Annotated in this window: 17 protein-coding genes; 4 read left to right on the top strand and 13 right to left on the bottom strand. The window is 62.0% G+C overall.

Features of this window, described 5'->3' with window-relative positions:
* Positions 1–75: 75 nt before the first annotated feature.
* From ASD00_RS14905 to ASD00_RS14885, 5 genes are all read right to left on the bottom strand, one after another.
* Complete coding sequence (locus ASD00_RS14905; protein ID WP_057207355.1) at positions 76–1,083, bottom strand: alpha/beta hydrolase-fold protein; 1,008 nt, start codon at positions 1,081–1,083, stop codon at positions 76–78.
* A 115-nt stretch (positions 1,084–1,198) separates the two neighbouring features.
* Entirely contained in the window at positions 1,199–2,005 is an 807-nt protein-coding gene (locus ASD00_RS14900) for an alpha/beta hydrolase (protein ID WP_057207408.1), read from the bottom strand.
* A gap of 162 nt (positions 2,006–2,167) precedes the next feature.
* The gene (locus ASD00_RS14895; RefSeq protein ID WP_057207354.1) at positions 2,168–3,847 is read right to left on the bottom strand and encodes a flotillin domain-containing protein; all 1,680 of its coding nucleotides are present in this window, start codon (positions 3,845–3,847) and stop codon (positions 2,168–2,170) included.
* Positions 3,844–4,491, bottom strand: coding sequence for an OB-fold-containig protein (locus tag ASD00_RS14890; RefSeq protein WP_057207353.1), 648 nt, complete (start codon positions 4,489–4,491; stop codon positions 3,844–3,846). The genes ASD00_RS14895 and ASD00_RS14890 overlap by 4 nt, the downstream gene beginning before the upstream one ends.
* Before the next feature lie 5 nt (positions 4,492–4,496).
* On the bottom strand, positions 4,497–5,627 hold the full coding sequence (locus ASD00_RS14885) for a PspA/IM30 family protein (protein ID WP_057207407.1): 1,131 nt from the start codon (positions 5,625–5,627) through the stop codon (positions 4,497–4,499).
* 265 nt (positions 5,628–5,892) lie between these two features.
* Between ASD00_RS14885 and ASD00_RS14880 the strand changes: the two genes are divergently transcribed.
* Positions 5,893–7,383, top strand: a complete 1,491-nt coding sequence (locus ASD00_RS14880) for a sensor domain-containing diguanylate cyclase (RefSeq protein ID WP_057207352.1) — start codon at positions 5,893–5,895, stop codon at positions 7,381–7,383.
* A 158-nt stretch (positions 7,384–7,541) separates the two neighbouring features.
* On the opposite strand, the gene ASD00_RS14875 is transcribed toward ASD00_RS14880, so the two are convergent.
* Positions 7,542–7,883 carry a GFA family protein gene (locus tag ASD00_RS14875; RefSeq protein ID WP_025428289.1) on the bottom strand — a complete coding sequence of 114 codons (342 nt, stop codon included), beginning with the start codon at positions 7,881–7,883 and terminating at the stop codon, positions 7,542–7,544.
* Between the two features lie 282 nt (positions 7,884–8,165).
* Entirely contained in the window at positions 8,166–8,330 is a 165-nt protein-coding gene (locus ASD00_RS40010) for a hypothetical protein (RefSeq protein ID WP_156408417.1), read from the bottom strand.
* Between ASD00_RS40010 and ggt the strand changes: the two genes are divergently transcribed.
* Positions 8,329–10,074 (top strand): gamma-glutamyltransferase, encoded by a 1,746-nt coding sequence (gene ggt, locus ASD00_RS14870; RefSeq protein ID WP_057207351.1) that lies wholly within the window; start codon positions 8,329–8,331, stop codon positions 10,072–10,074. The genes ASD00_RS40010 and ggt overlap by 2 nt on opposite strands.
* A 26-nt stretch (positions 10,075–10,100) precedes the next feature.
* Here ggt and ASD00_RS14865 read toward each other — a convergent pair whose 3' ends face one another.
* Complete coding sequence (locus tag ASD00_RS14865; protein ID WP_057207350.1) at positions 10,101–10,991, bottom strand: LysR family transcriptional regulator; 891 nt, start codon at positions 10,989–10,991, stop codon at positions 10,101–10,103.
* A 97-nt stretch (positions 10,992–11,088) separates the two neighbouring features.
* Between ASD00_RS14865 and ASD00_RS14860 the strand changes: the two genes are divergently transcribed.
* A complete protein-coding gene (locus ASD00_RS14860; RefSeq protein ID WP_057207406.1) occupies positions 11,089–11,838 on the top strand; it encodes a sulfite exporter TauE/SafE family protein in 750 nt (249 codons plus the stop codon).
* Between the two features lie 110 nt (positions 11,839–11,948).
* Here the strand turns inward: ASD00_RS14860 and ASD00_RS14855 are convergent, their stop codons facing one another.
* The 5 genes from ASD00_RS14855 to ASD00_RS14835 all read right to left on the bottom strand — a co-directional run bounded on the left by ASD00_RS14855 (position 11,949) and on the right by ASD00_RS14835 (position 17,659).
* On the bottom strand, positions 11,949–13,343 hold the full coding sequence (locus tag ASD00_RS14855) for a CehA/McbA family metallohydrolase (protein ID WP_057207349.1): 1,395 nt from the start codon (positions 13,341–13,343) through the stop codon (positions 11,949–11,951).
* A gap of 15 nt (positions 13,344–13,358) precedes the next feature.
* A complete protein-coding gene (locus ASD00_RS14850) occupies positions 13,359–14,459 on the bottom strand; it encodes an ABC transporter ATP-binding protein (RefSeq protein WP_057207348.1) in 1,101 nt (366 codons plus the stop codon).
* A gap of 16 nt (positions 14,460–14,475) precedes the next feature.
* Positions 14,476–15,306 carry a carbohydrate ABC transporter permease gene (locus tag ASD00_RS14845; protein WP_025428295.1) on the bottom strand — a complete coding sequence of 277 codons (831 nt, stop codon included), beginning with the start codon at positions 15,304–15,306 and terminating at the stop codon, positions 14,476–14,478.
* Positions 15,306–16,214, bottom strand: a complete 909-nt coding sequence (locus ASD00_RS14840) for a sugar ABC transporter permease (RefSeq protein ID WP_025428296.1) — start codon at positions 16,212–16,214, stop codon at positions 15,306–15,308. The genes ASD00_RS14845 and ASD00_RS14840 overlap by 1 nt, the downstream gene beginning before the upstream one ends.
* Positions 16,215–16,297: 83 nt before the next feature.
* A complete protein-coding gene (locus ASD00_RS14835; RefSeq protein WP_025428297.1) occupies positions 16,298–17,659 on the bottom strand; it encodes an extracellular solute-binding protein in 1,362 nt (453 codons plus the stop codon).
* Between the two features lie 290 nt (positions 17,660–17,949).
* On the opposite strand from ASD00_RS14835, the gene ASD00_RS14830 reads away from it, so the two are divergent.
* Positions 17,950–18,990 carry a LacI family DNA-binding transcriptional regulator gene (locus ASD00_RS14830; protein WP_025428298.1) on the top strand — a complete coding sequence of 347 codons (1,041 nt, stop codon included), beginning with the start codon at positions 17,950–17,952 and terminating at the stop codon, positions 18,988–18,990.
* Positions 18,991–18,997: the final 7 nt, after the last annotated feature.

Raw genomic sequence — 18,997 nt, 5'->3', positions numbered from 1 at the left:
GCGACCGGATCAGGTATCGCCGCATCTCGAGACACTATGGCCGGCGTTTGCTTCCGGCCGGGCCATTGACGCTCGTTACTGCAGCGCCTTGGCAAGGAAGGGCAGGCTGACATCCATGCGGTAATCGACCGAATTGTGGTTGTCCTCGAACTCCTCATAGGTGTGTTCGATGCCGAGTTGCTTCAGCGTCCGATGGATGCGGCGGTTGCCGTAGAGCAGATTGTACTGATCCACAGTGCCGCAATCCATGTAGAAGGCCTTGAGCTTGCCGATGTTGTGCCCATGGGTCTTGGCGAGCTCAACGGGATCGCACGCCATCCAATTCTGCCAGCGGTCGTCGATCGGCTCGCAGGTCTCCAGATCGACCGGGAGCCGCAGGCCTTTGAAGGCCTCGAGGTTGGGATCGGGGTCGTAGCTTGCCGCCTGGGCCAAAACGAGGAGGACGGGGATGTCCTCATCGGCATGTTTCTCCCGGGCCTCATAGGCTCGAAACCAGCTTTCAATCGAGAGATCATGCCGCGCAAGCGCGCGCAGCACCATGGGAAAGTCAGCAGCCATCAGGTCGAAGCCGGCATCTCCCGAATGGCTTGCCGCCGCGGCCCAGACATCCGGCCGCCGGAAGGCGTGGGAGAACGAGCCGTAGCCGCCCGAGCTTTTTCCAAAAACGCCGCGCCGTCCGGTGCCGCCGCAGCCGAAGCGGGATTCGACTGCCGGAAGCATCTCGTCGATGAGGAAATCCTCCCAACGGCCGACGACCGTGCTGTTGACATATTGGTTGCCGCCAAGAGAAGTGAAGCAATCGGGAAAGGCGACGACCACCGGCAGCATCTGCCCGGTCGCAATCAGCCGGTCCAGGCGTTCCGGGACATTTTCGAAGAAGGCTTTCCAGGCGGTGTGCAGTGGGCCGCCGGCGGTAAAGCCGACGAGATCGACGAGCAACGGCAGGCCGGCGCCATCATGGTTTGCCGGGACATAGACGTCCACGTCGCGACGGCTCGGATCCCCGAGCCTGTTGCTTTTAAGCACGTCGCTGTCGACGCTGAGACGGGACACCGTGCCCTTGGGGTAATCTGATTTCCGCATTCTTTCCTCCTGATCGCTCCCCGGTTGTATCGCGCGCAATCGACACGAGCCACCATTATCGTCGGTTTGAAGACGTCCCTTCGGAAGGACGGCTCTCGGGATCGAACAGCCAGCGCTAGCGCAAGACACGCTTCAAGAACGTGATCACGGCATCATTGAAAACATCCGGTGCCTGCAATGGGGCAAAATGGCTGAGACCGGGAAGGTCGTGAAGCGTCGCGTCAGGTAGCGTTTTGGCGAAATAGGTCATGTGCTCCTGCTCGATGAATTCGTCAAATTCGCCAAGGACCGCGGCCACGGGCACGGAGATACCGGCAAGTGCTGCCGCCGACAGGTTGGGCTGTGTCCGCTGCATCGTTTCGACGGCTGCCGAGAGCGCGTCGAAATCACCTGGCGTCGCCGAGAATGCGGCGTAGTCCTTCTGATGTTGCTGCCAAATGCGGCCGATAACAGGGGTGAACACGAACGGTTTGGTGCCTGTATCGTCGACGTTGCAGGCGAAGAAGAAAATGCCGGCAACGCGCTCGGGCGTTTCTTGGGCGAGGATCAGGGCAGTATCGGCGCCATCGCTCCAGCCGACGATCGCGGCCTTCTCGATCCCTAGCCGATCCATGACGGCGCGGGTATCGGCGGCCATCAGCTGGTAGCTGTATTCACGTGCGTCGCGTGTGCTGCGGCCGTGGCCGCGGCTGTCGATGACGACAGCGCGATAGCCGGCTTCGACGATTGCCGGGACCTGATAGCCCCAGTTTCCGCTGTTTCCCATGCCACCATGCAGCAGGATGACTGCGGGGCCGGAACCATGGCTCGCATACCAGATGCGTGCGCCTTCGTTTTCGACGAAGCCCTGTTCGTCCGGCTCCGGAAGCGGTGGGATGCCGTGGCTTTCAACATAAGTCAGATCAAGGTCGCGAAAGGTCATTGCATACATCCCATTCAGCGCTGCAGGAACGCCGTCAGATAGAGACCGTGGCGATTGCCGCAAGGGTAGCGGGTGCTTGTTCCAATGTTCGGTAGGCTGTTGTCTTCGCCTAGGTTCAATCTGCGCCGGCCATGTGGAGGCGGCCGGCGCGATTGGAAAAACTCAGTCTTTTTCGAGCACTTCCAGTTCCTTGGGCTCGTCGCCCTGCAGATTGGCAAGCAGCGAAGAGACCGCGTTGTCGCCCTCGAAGCCGGCTTCTTTCAGCAGGCGATCGAGGATCGGCTTGTTGGCCTGGTAGGCGAGCAACTGTCCGGCAAGGCCTTCGCCCATGCCGATACCACTTGCGCCGCCCGCACCGGCACCGCCACGACCCAGCATGCCGCCGGTGTCGAAGATGCGGATATCGGAAATCTTCTCGATCGGCTTCACCGCCTCGGCCAGCGCCTGCGGGATGATGCGGATGCGTTCGCGCAGGATCTCGAACTCGATGATGGCGGGGCTGAGCTTGTTGCGCGCCTCGTTGAGCAGCGCCTCGCTCTGGGCTTCCGCCTTGCCGGTCTCCAGAATGCCCTTGGCCTTGATCACTGCGGCCTCAGCCTCGGCGGTTGCAAGGGTTCTGATGGCATCGGCCTGGTCAGTGGCCGCCTGCTTTTCAGCTTCGGCGCCGACGGTGACGGCCGTTGCTTCGGTTTCAGCAGTCTTGCGGGCGTCGATGACGGCGATCTGGCGTTCGCGCTCGGCAATTTCGACGGCCTTGGCGGTGCCGACCTTTTCTTCCGCGGCGATTGCCAGAGCGCGTGCGGTTTCAGCCTGAGCTTTCGCCTCGGACTCCTCGCGGCTCTTGTTGGCGACGGCGATAGCACTTTCCTGGGCGACGATTTGCAGGTCGCGCTTGGCTTCCGTATCGCGCTGCTGGACCGTGCGGGTCGCCTCGATATTGGCGCTTTCGCGCACCTGCTTGGCGGCCGCCTCGCGCTCGGCAATGGCCTGCTCGGTGGCGATGCGGGCCTCTTCTTCGGCGCGCTTGGCGGCCTGCTCCTGTTGGGCGGTCTCGGCGCGGGTCGCTGCAGACTTGTTGGCGATGTCGCGTTCCTGGTTCAGTTCCGCTTCCCGCTTGGTTCGTTCGATCGCCAGCGACTGCTGGCGAGCCTCAAGATCCTTCTGCGCGATGGCGACTTCGGTGTCGCGCACGATCTCGTTGCGCTCCTTCTTGCGGCCTTCGGTGATGCGCGTCAGCGCGGCGAGGCCGTGGGCGTCGAAGAAGTTGTTGGCATTGAAGTGCTTGATATCGGTCTGGTCGAGCCGTGTCAGCGACACGGACTCCAGTTCAAGGCCGTTCGATTGCAGGTCGGCACCAACCGCTTCCTGAACCGCCTTGACGAAATCCATGCGCTGCTCCTGCAGAGCGTCGAGGCTCATGGTGGCGGCGACCGAGCGCAGGCCGTCGACGAACTTCGCCTCGATCAGCACGCGCAGCTGTTCCGCATCGTTGGTGCGGTCGCCAAGCGTCTGGGCCGCAAGCGCGATCGACGACGCGTCGGGCTTCACGCGGACGTAGAATTCGGCGCCGATATCGACGCGCATGCGGTCCTTGGTGATCAGCGCGTCGCCTTCGCCGCGGCGAACTTCAAGACGAAGGGTCTTCAGATTGACCCGGGCGATCGAATGGAAAATCGGCAGGACGATAGAGCCGCCGTCCAGGACGACTTTTTGGCCGCCGAGGCCGGTGCGGACATAGGCTTCGTCCCGGCTCGATCGCGTATAGAGCGATGCAAGCACGAAGCCGATGCCGAGGATCAGGACGACGCCGATGCCGGCGGGCAGGAGAAGATCAAAGATCATTGTTGCTCCATGGAGGTGGTGTTTGGCGAAGTGAGAAGGTCTTCCGGCGCGGGAATGGCGATGAAGACATCCTTGGCGCGGTCGACGATGAGGATCTGTGTACCGATGGCGATGGCAGCTTCGCCCTTGGCGGCTTTGGCACGCAGATTGTGCCAGTTTCCGTGTTTGTCTTTGAGGCGCACGCGCCCCGGCAGGCCCTGATCGAGCGGGCCCACGGCCACTTCGGCGGTCTGGCCGACGAACTCGGAGAGGTCGACGACATAGGTTTCGTCGCGCGGCACGATCCGCGCCACGGCCCGGCTCGATGTCCTGACTGCGGGAAGGCTCAAGAGAAGCGCCGGGATGGAGGCAATCATGGCCGGCAGCGGCAGCCAGACACTGTGGGCGATGCTCTGGATGACGAACCCGGTCATCGAGAACAGGGCCAGCAACAGCATCACCAGGATGAGGATCGGGACGCCGCCGACATTCAGCCAGGAAAGGAGCCCGGCCATGCCGTTGTGCTCATCGAGCCCGGCCTTGTCGATCACCTCGCCAAGGGAAAATCCGAGCAGCAGGCACAGCATCTCGATTGCGGTCAACGCCGCCAGCATGATGGCGGCAATCGCAAAGGGCAAACATTCAGGAGCGAAAAAGAGCTCCATCGGGGTCAGGCCTTTCCGGCTTTGAACTTTGCCAGCCGCGCTTCGATCGCTTGCTCGCGGTGAAGCCGGTCGAGCTCGTCGAGCTCGGCACTGGTCGCGTTGCTGCCGGCGGGAACGCCGGTGACGCGGGAGACGGCGGCAGCGGCTCGCGCGGCACCATCGGCGGGGTTGTTGCGTGCCCTTGCTGCCGCCGGTTCGTCCGGATACTGCGTCAGGCTGCGTTTCAGATCGGCAAGTCTGGCTTCGGCTTCGCGGCGGGTGGCAAACACGGCCTGCAGCGCCTTCTGTCCCTCATCGAGATGGATCCGGGCATCGGCCAGCGCCTTGTCGAGCGCTGCGGTCTGGGATTCTAGGTCGATCTGGCGGGCAACACCGGCCTTGGCGAGATCGTCGCGGCCGGACGAGACCGCCATTTGGATCTTTTCTTCCAACATGTTCAGATCGGCGACGATTTCTTCACGGCGACTTTGAATGCGATATTCCTCAGCCCGCGCCTTGCCGATGTCTGCCTTTGCCTCTTCGGCGGCGGCATCGATTTCCCGCAAGGCTTGTTCGACGACGGCGACCTTGTTGGTGCCTTCCGCTTTGTCGACGGCGGCGTTGGCGATGCCGGCGATCAGCCGGCCCATGCGCGAAAGAATGCCTTCATTCATCATCATGTCTTCCTCCGTTCGATCCGTGTGTGGCGTGACGCCGATGTGAATTTCATAACCGCCGAGATCGGCGACGAGCTGGGCCGAAAAAATGTTGAGCGTGCCGCGCGAATAGCCCGCCACGTCGAAGGGGATGGCGACACGGCCACGCACGGTTGCGACCGTCAGGTCCGCCGGCCCCTTGATCGCAAACAGCTTTTCGTCGAGCGGCAGCCGCAGCGGATCGCTCGGACGTCCGCGGTTTGAGGCGAAATCGCGCAGACCCAGCGTGACGAAGCGCGCCGGAAGGCCCGTGTGCTCCCTGACGGTTTCATAGGCGAGCTCGTGCAGGGTCACGAGATTTGCCCCGCCTTTTTCCGCCGTCAGCTCCTCGAGCAGGGCCAGCATCGCCGCATAGGCGGCGAACGTTTCCACCAACGCGCGCCGGGCCTGGTCGTCGGGCGCGAGACGGTAGCGAAGGATCGCCGTGTGGGTCATTTGCATCATGCATCTGATGTAAAGCACCGATTTGGTGCTTTCAAGGAGGTGGTGACCTCAGGTTGCAAATATTTCTACTATGCGGTGTGACGGCCGGTAACCGAAGCAAACCCCGTATCGATCGGACAGCCGTGTGTTGAGCGGATGGTTCGCATCGACGGCGATCTGCGGTTGAGGATTTAGGCATCTTTACTTAAAGACCGTTAGAATGCACTCAAAGGCGATGCGCCTTGCACGGAACCCTCTCCCCGCGAACCGAGATGGAACAGTAATGACAGGTTCTTCCGACACCAATATTTTTGATCTGGCGCCGATCGCGATGTGGATCGAGGATTTCAGCGGGGTCACAACGCAGTTCGATCGTTGGCGGGCCGAGGGCGTGGTCGATATCCGCGCCTATCTCAGAGAAGACTTGACGCGTGTCGCCGCCTGCTCCAGCCAAATTCGTGTCCTGCAGGTCAATCGCCGGACACTGGACCTGTTTGAAGCCAGGGATCTCGATCACCTCTCCGCGAACCTGTCGAAGGTCTTTCGCGATGAAATGCTCGACAGCCATGTCAATGAGCTTGCCGAATTGTGGGAGGGCAAGACCGAGTTCAGCAGCAGCGCGGTCAACTACACGCTGTCTGGCCGCAGGCTCGACATTCAGCTGCGCGGCTCGGTGCTACCAGGATACGAGAACACGCTCGGCCGGTTGCTGCTGACGACGGAAGATGTCACGGCGCGTGAGGAGGCGCGCCGCAGCGAACTGGCCAACCGCCGTTACGCCGAAGGTATCTTCGAGCATTCGCCGGTGTCGTTGTGGGTCGAGGACTTCAGTCGCATCAAGTTGCTGCTCGAGGATGTCCGTCATCGAGGGATCGTCGATTTTCGCGTGTTCACGGACGTCCATCCGGAGTTCGTGCGCCAGTGCATGAGCGAGATCAGGGTCATCGACATCAACCAGGCGACGCTCGACCTGTTCTGCGCGCCGGATCGGAACACGTTGCTGCAGCGTCTCGGCGACATTTTCCGCAACGAGATGGAGAAGCACTTCAAGGAGCAGTTGATCGAGCTGTGGAACGGCAATCTTCTGCACCACCGCGAGGTGGTCAATTATGCGCTCGACGGTTCCGAGCGCCACGTCCTGCTGCAATTCTCCGTGCTTCCGGGCCATGAAGGCGACTGGTCGCTGGTCCAGGTGGCGTTGACCGATATCACCGCACGCAAGAAGGCCGAGGCCTATCTCGAATATCTCGGCAAGCATGACGTGCTGACCAAGCTGCACAACCGCGCCTTCTACATGGACGAGCTGAACAGGCTGGAGCGCAAGTCGCTTCGCCCGGTCTCGGCCATCGTCATCGATCTTGATGGCCTGAAAGCGGCCAACGACCAGCTTGGCCACGACGCCGGTGATGCCCTCCTGCGCCGGCTCGGCGAAGTGTTGAACGGTGCGGTGTCGCAGCCCAACCATGCCGCCCGCATCGGCGGCGACGAGTTCGCCATCCTGATGCCGGGTGCCGACCGGCTGGCAGCGGCCACCATGGTCGAGACGATCAACGAACTGTTGAAGATCAACAACCAGTTCTATTCCAACGCTCCCCTCAGCATATCGCTCGGCGTTTCGACCAGCGATACCGGCGAATCGATGGAGGCGCTGGTCAAGCGAGCGGACCTCAGCATGTACGAGCAGAAGCGGGCGCGATACGCCACAAAGGAGAGCCGTGACGCCCAATATGCCAAGGCGGTCAGCGAGCGTGGCGGCGCAGCCTCGGCGGCCTAGCACCGTTTCTGCAGGACTGTCGTGCAGGCAAGGCGCCCTACAGCGCCGCGAGTCTTATTAGACGCGCAAATGTCGCTGTAGCGCTTTGGATTGCTGCATGTTTTTATCCTCAAATCGAATAGGATGTAAGGAAACATGCAGTAGGAAGAGAGTGGCACCTACCATCTGGCGCCGTCGATGAGCCGGTGGGGTATGTCTTCCCAGACGGATCGATCGAACAGGCGCATGTTGACACCCATGCGCGTCGCGTCAGTGCCGATCGGCGACCAATGGGTGGTGCAACCGCAGGTGCCGCAATGGTGCATCGTCAACGTGGCATCGCCTTGGACGTAGCCGACGAGCTTGCCCTGCGGGTCGCTGATCGAAACCTCTTCTGCGTTGTAATAGCCCCAAAGCGTGCCTAGTCTTGAACACAGCGAACAGTTGCAGCTGCCAAGTGTGTCAGGGCGGACACGGACGGAAAGGCGAACCGACTTGCAATGGCAATGGCCTTCGATCATGCGACCTTCTTCCCGTTTAGTGTCCTCGTGCAGAAATCCGGATGCGGATGATACCAGATCCCTGGAGCGAACTGTCACAGCCACGGTTGTTCATGGCAATGGCAAAAATTTGGTGGTCGCTAGGATGCGGTCATCGGCTGCACTCCGGCTTGTCGCGACCCGGTACTCACTGGGGTAGCGTCGCGGCAATGACAGAGCAATGGTAAGCCGATCGTCTTCGCATTCGAATTGTTCGCCGATCATGATCGTCAGGCGACGATTGCCCGTGCCGTCCGCACATGTCTATACTCCGGCCAAGGCTTCAATTTCTGAACAAGCCTCAGCCCGCCCGATGGCCGGACTGTTGTCCGCCGCCTGATGCGTGGTGCCTTTGCGAACTTCGATGCCGCCGCCCTTAATCGAGGGCGTCAATTGCCAGCAAAACCTGTTGTCGCGGGAGAAAAGCATGCGCAGTTCCTGCCTGAATGTTCTGTCCTTCACCCTTATCGCCGCACTCGGCTCGGTTTCGCCATCGGCCGTCAGGGCCGCCTCGCCGGAGCCGGTCAAAGCCGAGCACGGCATGGTCGTCACCGCCCAGCATCTGGCGTCGGACATCGGCGTCGAGGTCCTGAAAAAGGGCGGCAACGCCGTCGATGCTGCCGTTGCCGTCGGCTATGCGCTTGCGGTGCTCTATCCGACCGCCGGCAACATCGGCGGCGGCGGCTTCATGACGATCCGTTTCAAGGACGGCAAGACCACCTTCCTCGATTTTCGCGAGCGGGCGCCCGCTGCTGCGACCAAGACCATGTATCTCGATGACAAGAAGCAATTGGTCGATGGCCTGAGCACCGAAGGATATCTGGCCGTCGGCGTTCCTGGGCCGGTGATGGGCTTCGAAGTCGCGCGAAGCCGCTATGGTACGCGTCCGCTGAAAGAGCTGATCGCGCCTGCCATCGCCCTTGCCAAGGACGGCTTTCGGCTGGAGCAGGGCGATGTCGATTCCTTTGACGGCGAAACCGAAAGGCTGGCCAAGGACCCGGCAGCGGCAGCAATCTTTCTGAAGCCCGACGGAAAACCCTTTGCCGTCGGCGAGACACTGGTTCAGGCGGATCTCGCCGCCTCGCTTACAAGCATCTCCGAAAAGGGAACCGACGCCTTCTACAAGGGGCCGATCGCCGATGCCATCGTCAAGGCAAGTGCTGACAAGGGCGGCATCCTCGCCAAGAAGGATTTCGAGCAATACGCCGTGCGCGAGCTTGAGCCGGTCAAATGCAACTATCGTGGTTATGACATCGTCTCTTCGCCGCCGCCATCCTCGGGTGGCGTCATTATCTGCGAGATCCTCAACATTCTCGAGGGTTATCCGATCTCCTATCTCGGTTACGGCTCGGCCGAAACCGTGCATGCGATGATCGAGGCCATGCGCCATGCCTATGTCGATCGCAACACGACGCTTGGAGACCCCGATTTCGTCGAGAACCCGGTCGCCAAACTGCTCGACAAGGCTTACGCGGCCGAGATCCGCGGCAAGATCGACCCGTTCAAGGCTGGCGTCTCGCAGGCGCTGATGCCGGAGGGGTTCGCAGAAAGCAAGGAGACCACCCACTATTCGATCATCGACGACGAGGGCAACGCGGTCGCCGTTACCTATACGCTGAACGGTTCTTTTGGCGCCGGCGTGGTCGCTCCAGGAACCGGAATTCTGCTCAACAACGAGATGGACGATTTCACAGCGAAGCCGGGTGCTCCCAATCTTTACGGGCTCGTTCAGGGCGAGGCGAACGCGATCGCACCGGGCAAGACACCGCTTTCATCGATGAGCCCGACCATCGTCTCCAAGGACGGCAAGCCGTTCATGGTGATCGGCAGCCCCGGCGGAGCGCGCATCATTACGATCACGCTCGAGGCGATCCTCAACGTGGTCGATCACGGCATGAATATTCAGGAGGCCGTCGACGCGCCGCGCATCCATCATCAGTGGCTACCGGACAAAGTGTTCATGGAGCCCTACGCCCTTTCGCCCGATACGCGCAAGCTTCTCTCGGAGATGGGCCATGATGTGCAGATCGACAAGAGCTGGAGCATCTGGGGGCAGGCGACCGGCATCCTTGTTGGCGGCGAAAGCCTGGCCGAAATCAAGGACGGCGGTGGCGCCCGCTACAACGGTGCGGTCGACAGTCGCATCGGCGCGGGTGCTGCCAGAGGCTACTGATCGACCGCCACGGGTCGCCTCGACGGTCAGTCCGGCTTGAAATTGCCGAGATGCTCGACCAGGTCGCGGGCGAGCGGCGAGAGGTCTTCATCCGGCCGCAGGCAGATCGACAGGCGACGCGTCGCCCACTTGTCGGTCAGGCGGAGGGCGGAAATCGCCGTGCGACGGCATCGGCGCGCAGCTGTCTGCGGGACGATGCCGACACCGACATCCTGTGCGGCCAGACCGCAGACATCCTCGAAGCTGCGCACGCGCAGGCGGTAGCTCATCCGGCGGCCGATGCGGGTCGCCTGGCCCTCGATATGGGCCTGCAGGGCACTGCCTTCCGCAAGGCCGACGAAGGCGTGGTCGAGCAGATCCGTGAAGCTGATCTGTCTTGTTTCTGCAAGAACATGGTTCTTGGCGACCACGGCAACCAGCCGGTCGATCGCGAAGGGGATGAGGCGCAGGCCGGTCGCGTCGACGGCATCCGAGATGATGCCGATCTCAGCCCGGCCACCTGAGACGGCCTTGACGATGTCCGCGCTCTGGCGCTCCTTCAGGTCGATATCGGTTTGCGAGTGGGCGCGAAGCCAAGGCCCAAGACGGCCGGGCAGGAACTCGGTGATCGCGGCGGTGTTGGCGAGAAGGCGAATGCTCGCCCGCAATCCCCTGGCGTATTCGCCGAGCTCCCCATGCATATGCTCCATCTGGCGCAGTACGAGCCGGGCATGATGGGCGAGCGCATCGCCGGCGGCGGTCGTGGATACGCCCCTGCGGCCGCGCGCCAGAAGTTTTACGCCGCCGTTCTCCTCCATGCCGCGCAGCCGCTCGCTGGCGGCGGCCAGGGAGAGGTTCGCGACCCCGGCGCCGTGGGTGATGCTGCCTGCCTCGACGACGGCAAGAAACAGGCGAAGGTCGATCAGATCGAAGCGCATGCCGGCACGATAGCGGCAAATGTGCCTTCGGCATAGCCGAAGCCAACCTGCGGATCATCCGCATTGCGCTGTCGCAATGCTTCATGACTTTAGAGCCATGATCGAACTCTCCACATGGCTCACCGGCGCAATCGCTGCCGCCTTTTTCCTCGCCGGCGTGGTCAAGGGCGTGACGGGTATGGGGCTCCCCACCGTCGCCATGGGCGCGCTCGGTGCGCTGTTGTCGCCGATTACGGCCGCCAATCTGCTGATCCTGCCGTCCCTCGTGACAAATGTCTGGCAACTGCTGGCGGGTCCGGCCCTCGGCCCGCTCATGCTGCGGCTCTGGCCGATGATGCTGGCGATCGGCATCGGTACCATCCTCGGCACGGCTCTTCTCGCGGGCGGCGATACGGCCCTGTCGACAGCCATGCTCGGGACGGCGCTTGTGGTCTATGCCGGATATACGCTCATGGCGCGCCCGTTCTCAGTGCCGGCAAGGGCCGAGGTGTGGTTGTCTCCGCCTATCGGCATGATTACGGGCGTGGTCACCGGCTGCACCGGCGTCTTCGTCATGCCGGCGGTGCCGTATCTGCAGGCCCTTGGTCTGGAGAAGGACGACCTGATCCAGGCGCTCGGCCTCTCCTTTACCGTGTCGACGATGACGCTTGCGGCAGGTCTGCTGTGGCGTGGGGCGTTGGAGGCCGACAACCTGCTCCTGTCGGTGGTTGCCATCGTGCCGGCGCTGGCCGGCATGTGGGCCGGGCAGGCGATCCGCCGTCTGGTCAGCCCGACCACGTTCCGCCGGTGGTTCCTGGTCGGTCTGCTGCTTCTTGGCGCGGAGCTGGCCCTGCGACCCTTTTTCTAGCCCTAGAGCGTTTCCGATTTAAACGGAGTCACGGAAACGCTCTACCTCTTTGTTTCCAAGCATTTCCTAACGGAAAACCGCTTCGCACTTTTCCTGGAAATGCTCTCCGATCACGCCACATAGATCGGATTGCTGATGGCGCGGCGCACGGTCTGTAGTTGCAGTTCCACTTCGGTTAATTGCCAGGGCAACCCGCCGCCAAGGGCCGCGGTGAAATCGCCGATTATCTGCGGCCGGCTCTTCTCTGCTGCGATTTCGGCGCGTAGGAACAGGCTCGGCCGCCCGGAGAATTGTCCGACCCAGCGGTCGTCTTCGATGAGTTGATCGGCAATCTGCCCTGTCGCGTCGAACCAGAGCAGCCGATCGCCTTTTGCTCCGTGAACGTCGGCCTTCGCGTCGACGGGCCCTCGGATCGTCGAGCCCATCGGCTGGCCATCGACCGAAAGTGCCAAATGCGGTCCATCAGGGCTCTCGGTGATATAGCCAAGCCCGGTCTTCATCGCGGCGAGGATCGCGTTTTCAGAAAGTTCGTCGAGCCACAGCACCGTCGTCGGTCGCGCAAGCACGAGCGGCCCTTCGGGCATCAGCCGGGCCGGCTGGTGGAAGTCGCTGCCGCCGATTGCCGAGATTTTCTTGCCCGAAGCCAGCCGCTGCTGATATCGGCCGAGCGATACCCAGTTCCAGGCCATCCAGTGCGATTGCCAGACTTCCATGCAGTCGATCTCCGGCACGTCGTAATCCCAGGGGATCGTCGGCTTGTCGTGGTTGATCGACAGCATGCCGCCGCGCTCATGCACCATGTCGGCAAGCGTGTGCCCATGTTCGGGCCGGGTCATGCGGAAATCGATCCAGTCGTCGACGCCAAAGACGTTGGCATGGCCGACTGCGGTCGTCACCTCCATCGCACGCACAAAGACGAGGTCGGCGGACGAGTTGGGATGGAAATAGCGGCGCTGGCTGATGGTGTTGTGGTCGGCGACGGCGAGAAAGTCGAGCCCGGCCTGCTTGGCGGCTGCGTGCAGCAATTCGGGCGAGCCTGCCGCATCGGAGTGGAAGGTGTGACAGTGCAGATCGCCGCGATACCAGCCGGCCGCCTTCCTGACGGGGAAGGTGCGCGCGGGCTGCGGTTCGAGCGCGAGAGGCGCATTGTCATGGCTGAACGTCAGCGTGACATCGGCACCTTCTGGCGGAAGCTTGTAAAGGCCGAGCATGACCTGCCAGCGACCGGCAGGCATCTCCCCGTGGATGTAGCCGGGCGTGGCGTCGTCCGTTGCGACGAAAAAGCGGTCGCGGGCGCCGCCGCTCCAGCCGCGAAAGCCGGCGCGGGTCGGATAATCGGTCGCGCGCGGATCAAGCATGCCGAGATCGATGATGCAATCTTCCGCTTTTGCATGGGCCATGGTGACATCGATGCGCGTCGTGCCCTCGGGCACGTCGAAGGGCACGTAAAAGTACGGGTTGGCGGCCTGGTCGGCGCGTGTCACGTGAACGGTGGTCGTCATCATTTGCAGCAGTCCGGACTATTCGCCAAGGACGGGAATGCGGGCGCCGGTGCTGTCGAACAGCGTGACGTGTTCGGCGTCGAAGGAAAGTCGCACCGTCTTGTCTACCCTGATCTCGTCGTCGGTAAAAATGCGGGCCGTGACGCGGCCGGCATCTTTCCGCTCGATCGTCACCAGGCTTTCCGGCCCCATGTTCTCGTTGGCGAAAAGCTCGCCGGTGATGATGTTGCCGACGTCGGGACGGGCAATGCGCAGATGCTCCGGGCGAACGCCGAGCGTTATCGTTTTGGCGCCGACCGCCTTTGCGATGGCGTCGGAAACCGGCAGTGCCGCGACCGACAGCCCCTCGGCGCGAAGCTGCAGCTTTCCGTCGATGATTGCAGCCTGCGCCGGCACGAGGTTCATCGGCGGGTTGCCGACGAAATTGGCAACGAAGGTGGTGGCCGGGCGCCGATAGATCTCGATCGGCGGCGCGAACTGGACGATCCGGCCCTTGTCCATGACCGCGATGCGGGTGGCGAGCGCCATCGCTTCCGCCTGGTCGTGGGTGACGTAGACGGCGGTCATGCCCATGTCGCGCTGCAGGTGGTTGAGAAACCCGCGTGCTTCCAGGCGCAGCTTGGCGTCGAGGTTGGAGAGCGGCTCGTCGAAGAGATAGACCTGGCTCGGATAGACGAGCGCGCGCGCCAGCGACGTGCGCTGCTGCTGGCCGCCGGAGATCTGGCTCGGCAGGCGCTTCATCAGATCGCCGATCTTCAAGACGTCGGCGACCTCCCTGGCGCGGGCATGACGCTTGTCCTCCGCCTCGCCGCGCACCTTCAGCGGATAGGCGATGTTGTCGGCAAGATTCATGTGCGGATAGAGTGCATAGTCCTGAAAGACCATGGAGATCTGCCGATCCTTCGGGTGCAGGTAGGTCACGTCCTTGCCGCCGATCAGCACCTTGCCGGAGGACGGCGTTTCGAGCCCGGCGATCATGCGCAGGCTCGTCGTCTTGCCGCAGCCGGATGGTCCGAGCAGGCAGACGAACTCGCCGTCAGCAATCGAGAAGCTGATATCGGGCAGGGCGTTGAATGCGCCGAAGCTCTTGGAAAGGTTCTGGAATTCGACAGAGGCCATGAGACTGGTTTTCCGATTACGACTTGATGCCACCGAAGAACCGGAAACCGAATTTCCAGTTCACGAAGAGGTAGAGCGCGATGACGGGGAGCGAATAGATGAGTGAGTAGGCGGCAAGCAGTGTGACGATCGGCGTGCCGGCCTCGGAATAGAAGGAATAGATGGCGACGGAGGCGGGCATCAGGCTGTCGCTGCGCAAGAGGATGAAGGGGATCAGGAAGCTTCCCCAGATGTTGACGAAGGCCCAGACGACGACCACGACGATACCCGGCCGGATCACCGGCAGGGCGACGTCGAAGAACGCCTGCAGTGGAGAGGCGCCTGCAACCATCGCGCTTTCTTCATAGGAGCGCGGGATGGCGTCGATGAAGTCGCGCAGGATGAACATGGCTGTCGGCAGTAGCCCACCGGCAAAGACGAGAATGACGGCGAGATGCGTGTCGATCAGTCCGGCCGCAGAAACGATCAGGAAGATCGGCACCATCGCGGCCGAGCCGGAGACCACTGACGAGAACAGCAAGAGCACATAGGTGACTGCGCCTTTTCCGGGGATTGGCGAGCGGGAAAGCGCATAAGCCGCAAGCGTTGCTGCCGCGCCGACGAGGACGACGCCGCCGAAGGCCTGCACCAGGCTGTTGAACAGCGCCTGCATGGCGAAGGTGTTCTGAAACACCGTAGCAAAATTGGCGAACGTGAAGGGTTCCGGGATGGCAAGGCCGAGTTCGGCGCGGGCGTTGAACGGCGCGAAGAGGAACCAGACGAGCGGTAGCGCGAAGATGGTGCCGAGCAGGGCGGCGACCACCGAAAAGCCCATGCGGCGGAAGTAGATACGGGAAGAGAACGGCATCATTCGGCCTCCGCCGGCTTCTTGTGGGCAAGCCTCAGATAGACGAGTGCGAAAGCCAGATTGATGAGCATGATGACCACGCCGACGGCCGCGCCCTTGCCGAACTCGAAATCCTTGAAGGCGATGCGGTAGGTGTAGATCGACAACAGTTCGGTCCGATAGGACGGCCCGCCATTGGTCAAGAGGAACGGCGTGAAGACATTGAAGGTCCACATGGTGATGAGGATCAGATCGGTGACCACATGGCCGCGGATCAGCGGCAGGGCGATATCGCGCAGCTTCTGCCAGGAGGTTGCGCCGGCGACATCCGCCGCCTGGAAATAGCTCGGCGGGATCGACTGGAATGCCGAGTTGAACAGCATCATCGAGAAGGCAGCCCCCCGCCAGGTGTTGAAGAACACGATGACCCAGAAGGGCTGCTGCAGCAGCCAGTCTCCCGGCGGCAGGCCGAGACCGCGCATGATCATGTTCAGCGTTCCGCTGTCATAGTCGAGGAATGCGAACCAGGCGAAGCCGATGACCACTTCCGGCAGGATCCAGGCGGCAATGACGGTCGTCTGCAGAAAGGACTTCATACCGGGCGACACGGACTGGCTGAGCCAGGCGAGGATCAGCCCGAGCAGCGCCTGGCCGATGAGCGCGGAGAGCAGCACGAACTGGATCGTCAGGATCAGCGAAAAGCCGAACTGGCCGCGGGTGAAAAAGGTGGCAGGATTGAAGAGGGCGAAATAGTTCTGGAGACCCACGAAATCCGGGTCGAGCGCGGTCCGTCCAAGCAATGTCCTGTTGGTGAAGGAAACGAAGATCACCCAGAAGAAGGGGATGATGACGAAAACACCGACCAATGCCGTTGCGGGAGCCAGAAAAAGGGCGCCCGCCCGCGTGGACAGTAGCGAGAATTTCTTCATGCGTTGAGTTTCCCATTGCAGGGCGAAGCGGTTCGGCAAGATCACCGGCCGGCCGATCGGCCGACCGGTGATATTAGGCCCGATCAGAGACGGCTGACCGTGTTCTCTTCACCGACGATGGCGATCACGGCGGCCTTGTACTGGGCCATCGCGTCTTCCGGCGACAGTTCGCCCGAGACGACGCTTTCGGTCATGCGCTGGATTTCGGTCGAGACTTTGTTGTAGTTGGCGTCATTGGGACGTGCCGTGGTGATGGGCAGCAGGACCTCGGCGGTCTCGGTCAGGAACGGCGAGTTGGGGATGGTGACGTCGTTTCGAATGCGGATCGCCGGCTGGATCTCCTGGAAGGCGGTGAGCTGCTCCTGGCTGTTCATGAAAGACAAGAGCTCCCAGGATTCCTTCGGGGCGTCGGTATGCGGGTTGATGACGAAGCCGGTGCCGCCGGACATGGTGACGAAGTCCTGGCCGCGCAGGCCCTTGCCTGGTTGCGCCGCCGGCATCTTCTTCCAGGTCATGACATTGTCACGGTCGGCGACCGCGAACTCGGCGTCCGGTGCGGTGACGGAACGATAGAACCAGTCGCCCTCCACCAGCATCGCGGTCTTGCCGTCGCGGAAGTTGGCGAAGGTTCGATTGCGCCCGTCGGCCAAGAGCTGGGCGCGCTGGTCGCCGAGCTTGTCGTCGACATAGATGGTCTTGTAGAGCTTCAGTGTATCGAGGATGCCCTGGCTGGAGACGATATATTTGCCGGCATCGTCTGTGACCTGCTCGCCGGTGCCGAGCAGCGCCATCCAGTAGCCCTGCATGGTGGTGGCCTCGCCCATGGAGACGCCGGCATTCAGCTGCAGCGGGAAGGAATCCGGCGCCGCCGCCTTGATCTTGCGCGCGGCGTCGAGCAGTTCGTCCCAGGATTTCGGCTGCCACGTCGCCGCGTCGAGGCCCGCCTTCTGGAACAGGTCCTTGCGCACGAAGATCATGCGCGCGTCGGTGCCGAGCGCGATGCCGTAAGGCTTGCCCTGATAGCTCATCAACGCCTTGGTGCCGTCGGAAATGTGGCTCCAGCCTTCCCAGGCATTGACGTCGGCGCCGGCCACTTCTTCAAGCGATTTCAACAGCCCGCCCTGGACGAAGCTCGGGATCAGGAAGCCATCGAAGCCGGAGACATCCGGGCCAGCACCGGTGGAGAAGTCAAGCGCCAGCTGCTGTGTCAGCTGCTCGTCCTCGCCGCCGAACTGATTGAGCTTGACGGTGACGTCCTTGCCTTCGGCCTTCATCTTGGCGGTAAAGGCCGGAATGACCTTGTTTTCGATCCACTCGGCCATGCCGCTGTTGACCCCTCCGACAACGCATCGGCAGGTGATGTTGAGCTCGGTTGCCATCGCCGGCCCGGACAGGGCCATGATGGCCGCCGCGCTCAGCAAATATGACTGAATCCTTCTGCGCATTGAAACTCCTCCCACGGTGGTCCGGTTCTCCGGACCGTTTCGGCTGCGGTGCATCCGGGCTGGAATCGGCCTCCTCCGGTCAATCCCATCCCGTCTGAACTTAAGAATGAACACGCTTTCATTTTTGTCAACACGCCATGAAGTGGATTCTGGTGATGAGGCTTATACGAGTTCATGCTCTCCGGGTTTTGCCGTCTATGAGGTGATTTCTACTGACATCTTGACGGAAGCGCGATCATTGGTGCAGGTTGAATTGAACACGTTTTCATTTTTGCGCAGAGCACTACCCCATGAGCGAGAAAACCGACAGGAAAGCAGGACGCGCCACGGCCGATCTGGTGGCACGAGAGGCCAATGTCTCGCGCGTCGCTGTCTCGCGCGCCTTCAATCCGAATGCGTCCCTGAAGCCGGAGAAGCGAGATCGCATCCTGAAGGTGGCACGTGAGTTGAACTATACGCCTGACATGGCCGCGCGTTCGCTGGTAACCAGGCGCTCGCATCTCGTCGGCATGATCGTTCCCGATGTCTGCAGCCCCTGGGAAAGCCAGGAGATCGACGCCTTGACGACCGCGCTGCAGGCAGAGGGCTTCGCGACACTTCTGTTCAAGGCGAAAGCCGATTTCAGCATGGACCCGATGCTGCTGACCTATATGCGCGGCTTCAATCCCGACTCGGTCATCGCCTTTACCGAGAATATCGAGCCTGATGTTCTGAGCGGCTTTCTCGATCGTGCCGTTCCGATCTACGTGATCTATGACGACGCGGATGCGTTTGCCGGCAGGGCGTCCGAAACACTCTATGACCGTCTTCTCGTGCGGCAGAAGGACGGCATCGAACAGGCGGTCGCCTTGCTGCAAGGCTATGGTGCCCGTCGCATCGCCTATCTCGGCGGCAAGAAGCAATCCCTTGCCAATACCGAACGCGAGCGGATGATCGCGCAGGTGCTGGCCGAGCGCGGCATGGCGCCGCCGGTTATCGTCCCCGGTGACTACACCTACGACACCGCCTATCGCTCGACGCTTGATCTCTTCCGGGTCGGATCCGGCGCCGATGCGATCTTTGCGGCCAACGACGTCGGGGCGTTCGGCGCGATCGATGCCCTCAGGCACGAACTCGGCCTTTCAGTGCCTGGCGATGTCAAGGTCGTCGGCTTCGACGACATCCCGCAGGCACATTGGAAAAGTTACAATTTGACCACCGTCCGCATCGATCTCGACGATCGCGTTCGCGCCCTTGTCCGGTTGATCCTTCGACGTCTCAAGACGCCGGATGCCGACTCCCTGGTCGAAACCCTGACCACCCGCCTCGTCGTTCGCGGCACCGTCGGCTGAATGGAAG

It is taken from the genome of Ensifer sp. Root31 (assembly GCF_001424825.1).
Classification (GTDB): domain Bacteria; phylum Pseudomonadota; class Alphaproteobacteria; order Rhizobiales; family Rhizobiaceae; genus Ensifer; species Ensifer canadensis.
The sequence above is the reverse complement of the archived record's forward strand: the minus strand, read 5'-3'. Positions and strand labels throughout refer to the sequence as shown.

Excerpts from the sequence above, each read along its gene's own strand:
- ASD00_RS14905 (WP_057207355.1), bottom strand. The coding sequence starts at position 1,083 with ATGCGGAAATCAGATTACCCCAAGGGCACGGTGTCCCGTCTCAGCGTC.
- ASD00_RS14900 (WP_057207408.1), bottom strand. The coding sequence starts at position 2,005 with ATGACCTTTCGCGACCTTGATCTGACTTATGTTGAAAGCCACGGCATC.
- ASD00_RS14895 (WP_057207354.1), bottom strand. The coding sequence starts at position 3,847 with ATGATCTTTGATCTTCTCCTGCCCGCCGGCATCGGCGTCGTCCTGATC.
- ASD00_RS14890 (WP_057207353.1), bottom strand. The coding sequence starts at position 4,491 with ATGGAGCTCTTTTTCGCTCCTGAATGTTTGCCCTTTGCGATTGCCGCC.
- ASD00_RS14885 (WP_057207407.1), bottom strand. The coding sequence starts at position 5,627 with ATGCAAATGACCCACACGGCGATCCTTCGCTACCGTCTCGCGCCCGAC.
- ASD00_RS14880 (WP_057207352.1), top strand. The coding sequence starts at position 5,893 with ATGACAGGTTCTTCCGACACCAATATTTTTGATCTGGCGCCGATCGCG.
- ASD00_RS14875 (WP_025428289.1), bottom strand. The coding sequence starts at position 7,883 with ATGATCGAAGGCCATTGCCATTGCAAGTCGGTTCGCCTTTCCGTCCGT.
- ggt (WP_057207351.1), top strand. The coding sequence starts at position 8,329 with ATGCGCAGTTCCTGCCTGAATGTTCTGTCCTTCACCCTTATCGCCGCA.
- ASD00_RS40010 (WP_156408417.1), bottom strand. The coding sequence starts at position 8,330 with ATGCTTTTCTCCCGCGACAACAGGTTTTGCTGGCAATTGACGCCCTCG.
- ASD00_RS14865 (WP_057207350.1), bottom strand. The coding sequence starts at position 10,991 with ATGCGCTTCGATCTGATCGACCTTCGCCTGTTTCTTGCCGTCGTCGAG.
- ASD00_RS14860 (WP_057207406.1), top strand. The coding sequence starts at position 11,089 with ATGATCGAACTCTCCACATGGCTCACCGGCGCAATCGCTGCCGCCTTT.
- ASD00_RS14855 (WP_057207349.1), bottom strand. The coding sequence starts at position 13,343 with ATGATGACGACCACCGTTCACGTGACACGCGCCGACCAGGCCGCCAAC.
- ASD00_RS14850 (WP_057207348.1), bottom strand. The coding sequence starts at position 14,459 with ATGGCCTCTGTCGAATTCCAGAACCTTTCCAAGAGCTTCGGCGCATTC.
- ASD00_RS14845 (WP_025428295.1), bottom strand. The coding sequence starts at position 15,306 with ATGCCGTTCTCTTCCCGTATCTACTTCCGCCGCATGGGCTTTTCGGTG.
- ASD00_RS14840 (WP_025428296.1), bottom strand. The coding sequence starts at position 16,214 with ATGAAGAAATTCTCGCTACTGTCCACGCGGGCGGGCGCCCTTTTTCTG.
- ASD00_RS14835 (WP_025428297.1), bottom strand. The coding sequence starts at position 17,659 with ATGCGCAGAAGGATTCAGTCATATTTGCTGAGCGCGGCGGCCATCATG.
- ASD00_RS14830 (WP_025428298.1), top strand. The coding sequence starts at position 17,950 with ATGAGCGAGAAAACCGACAGGAAAGCAGGACGCGCCACGGCCGATCTG.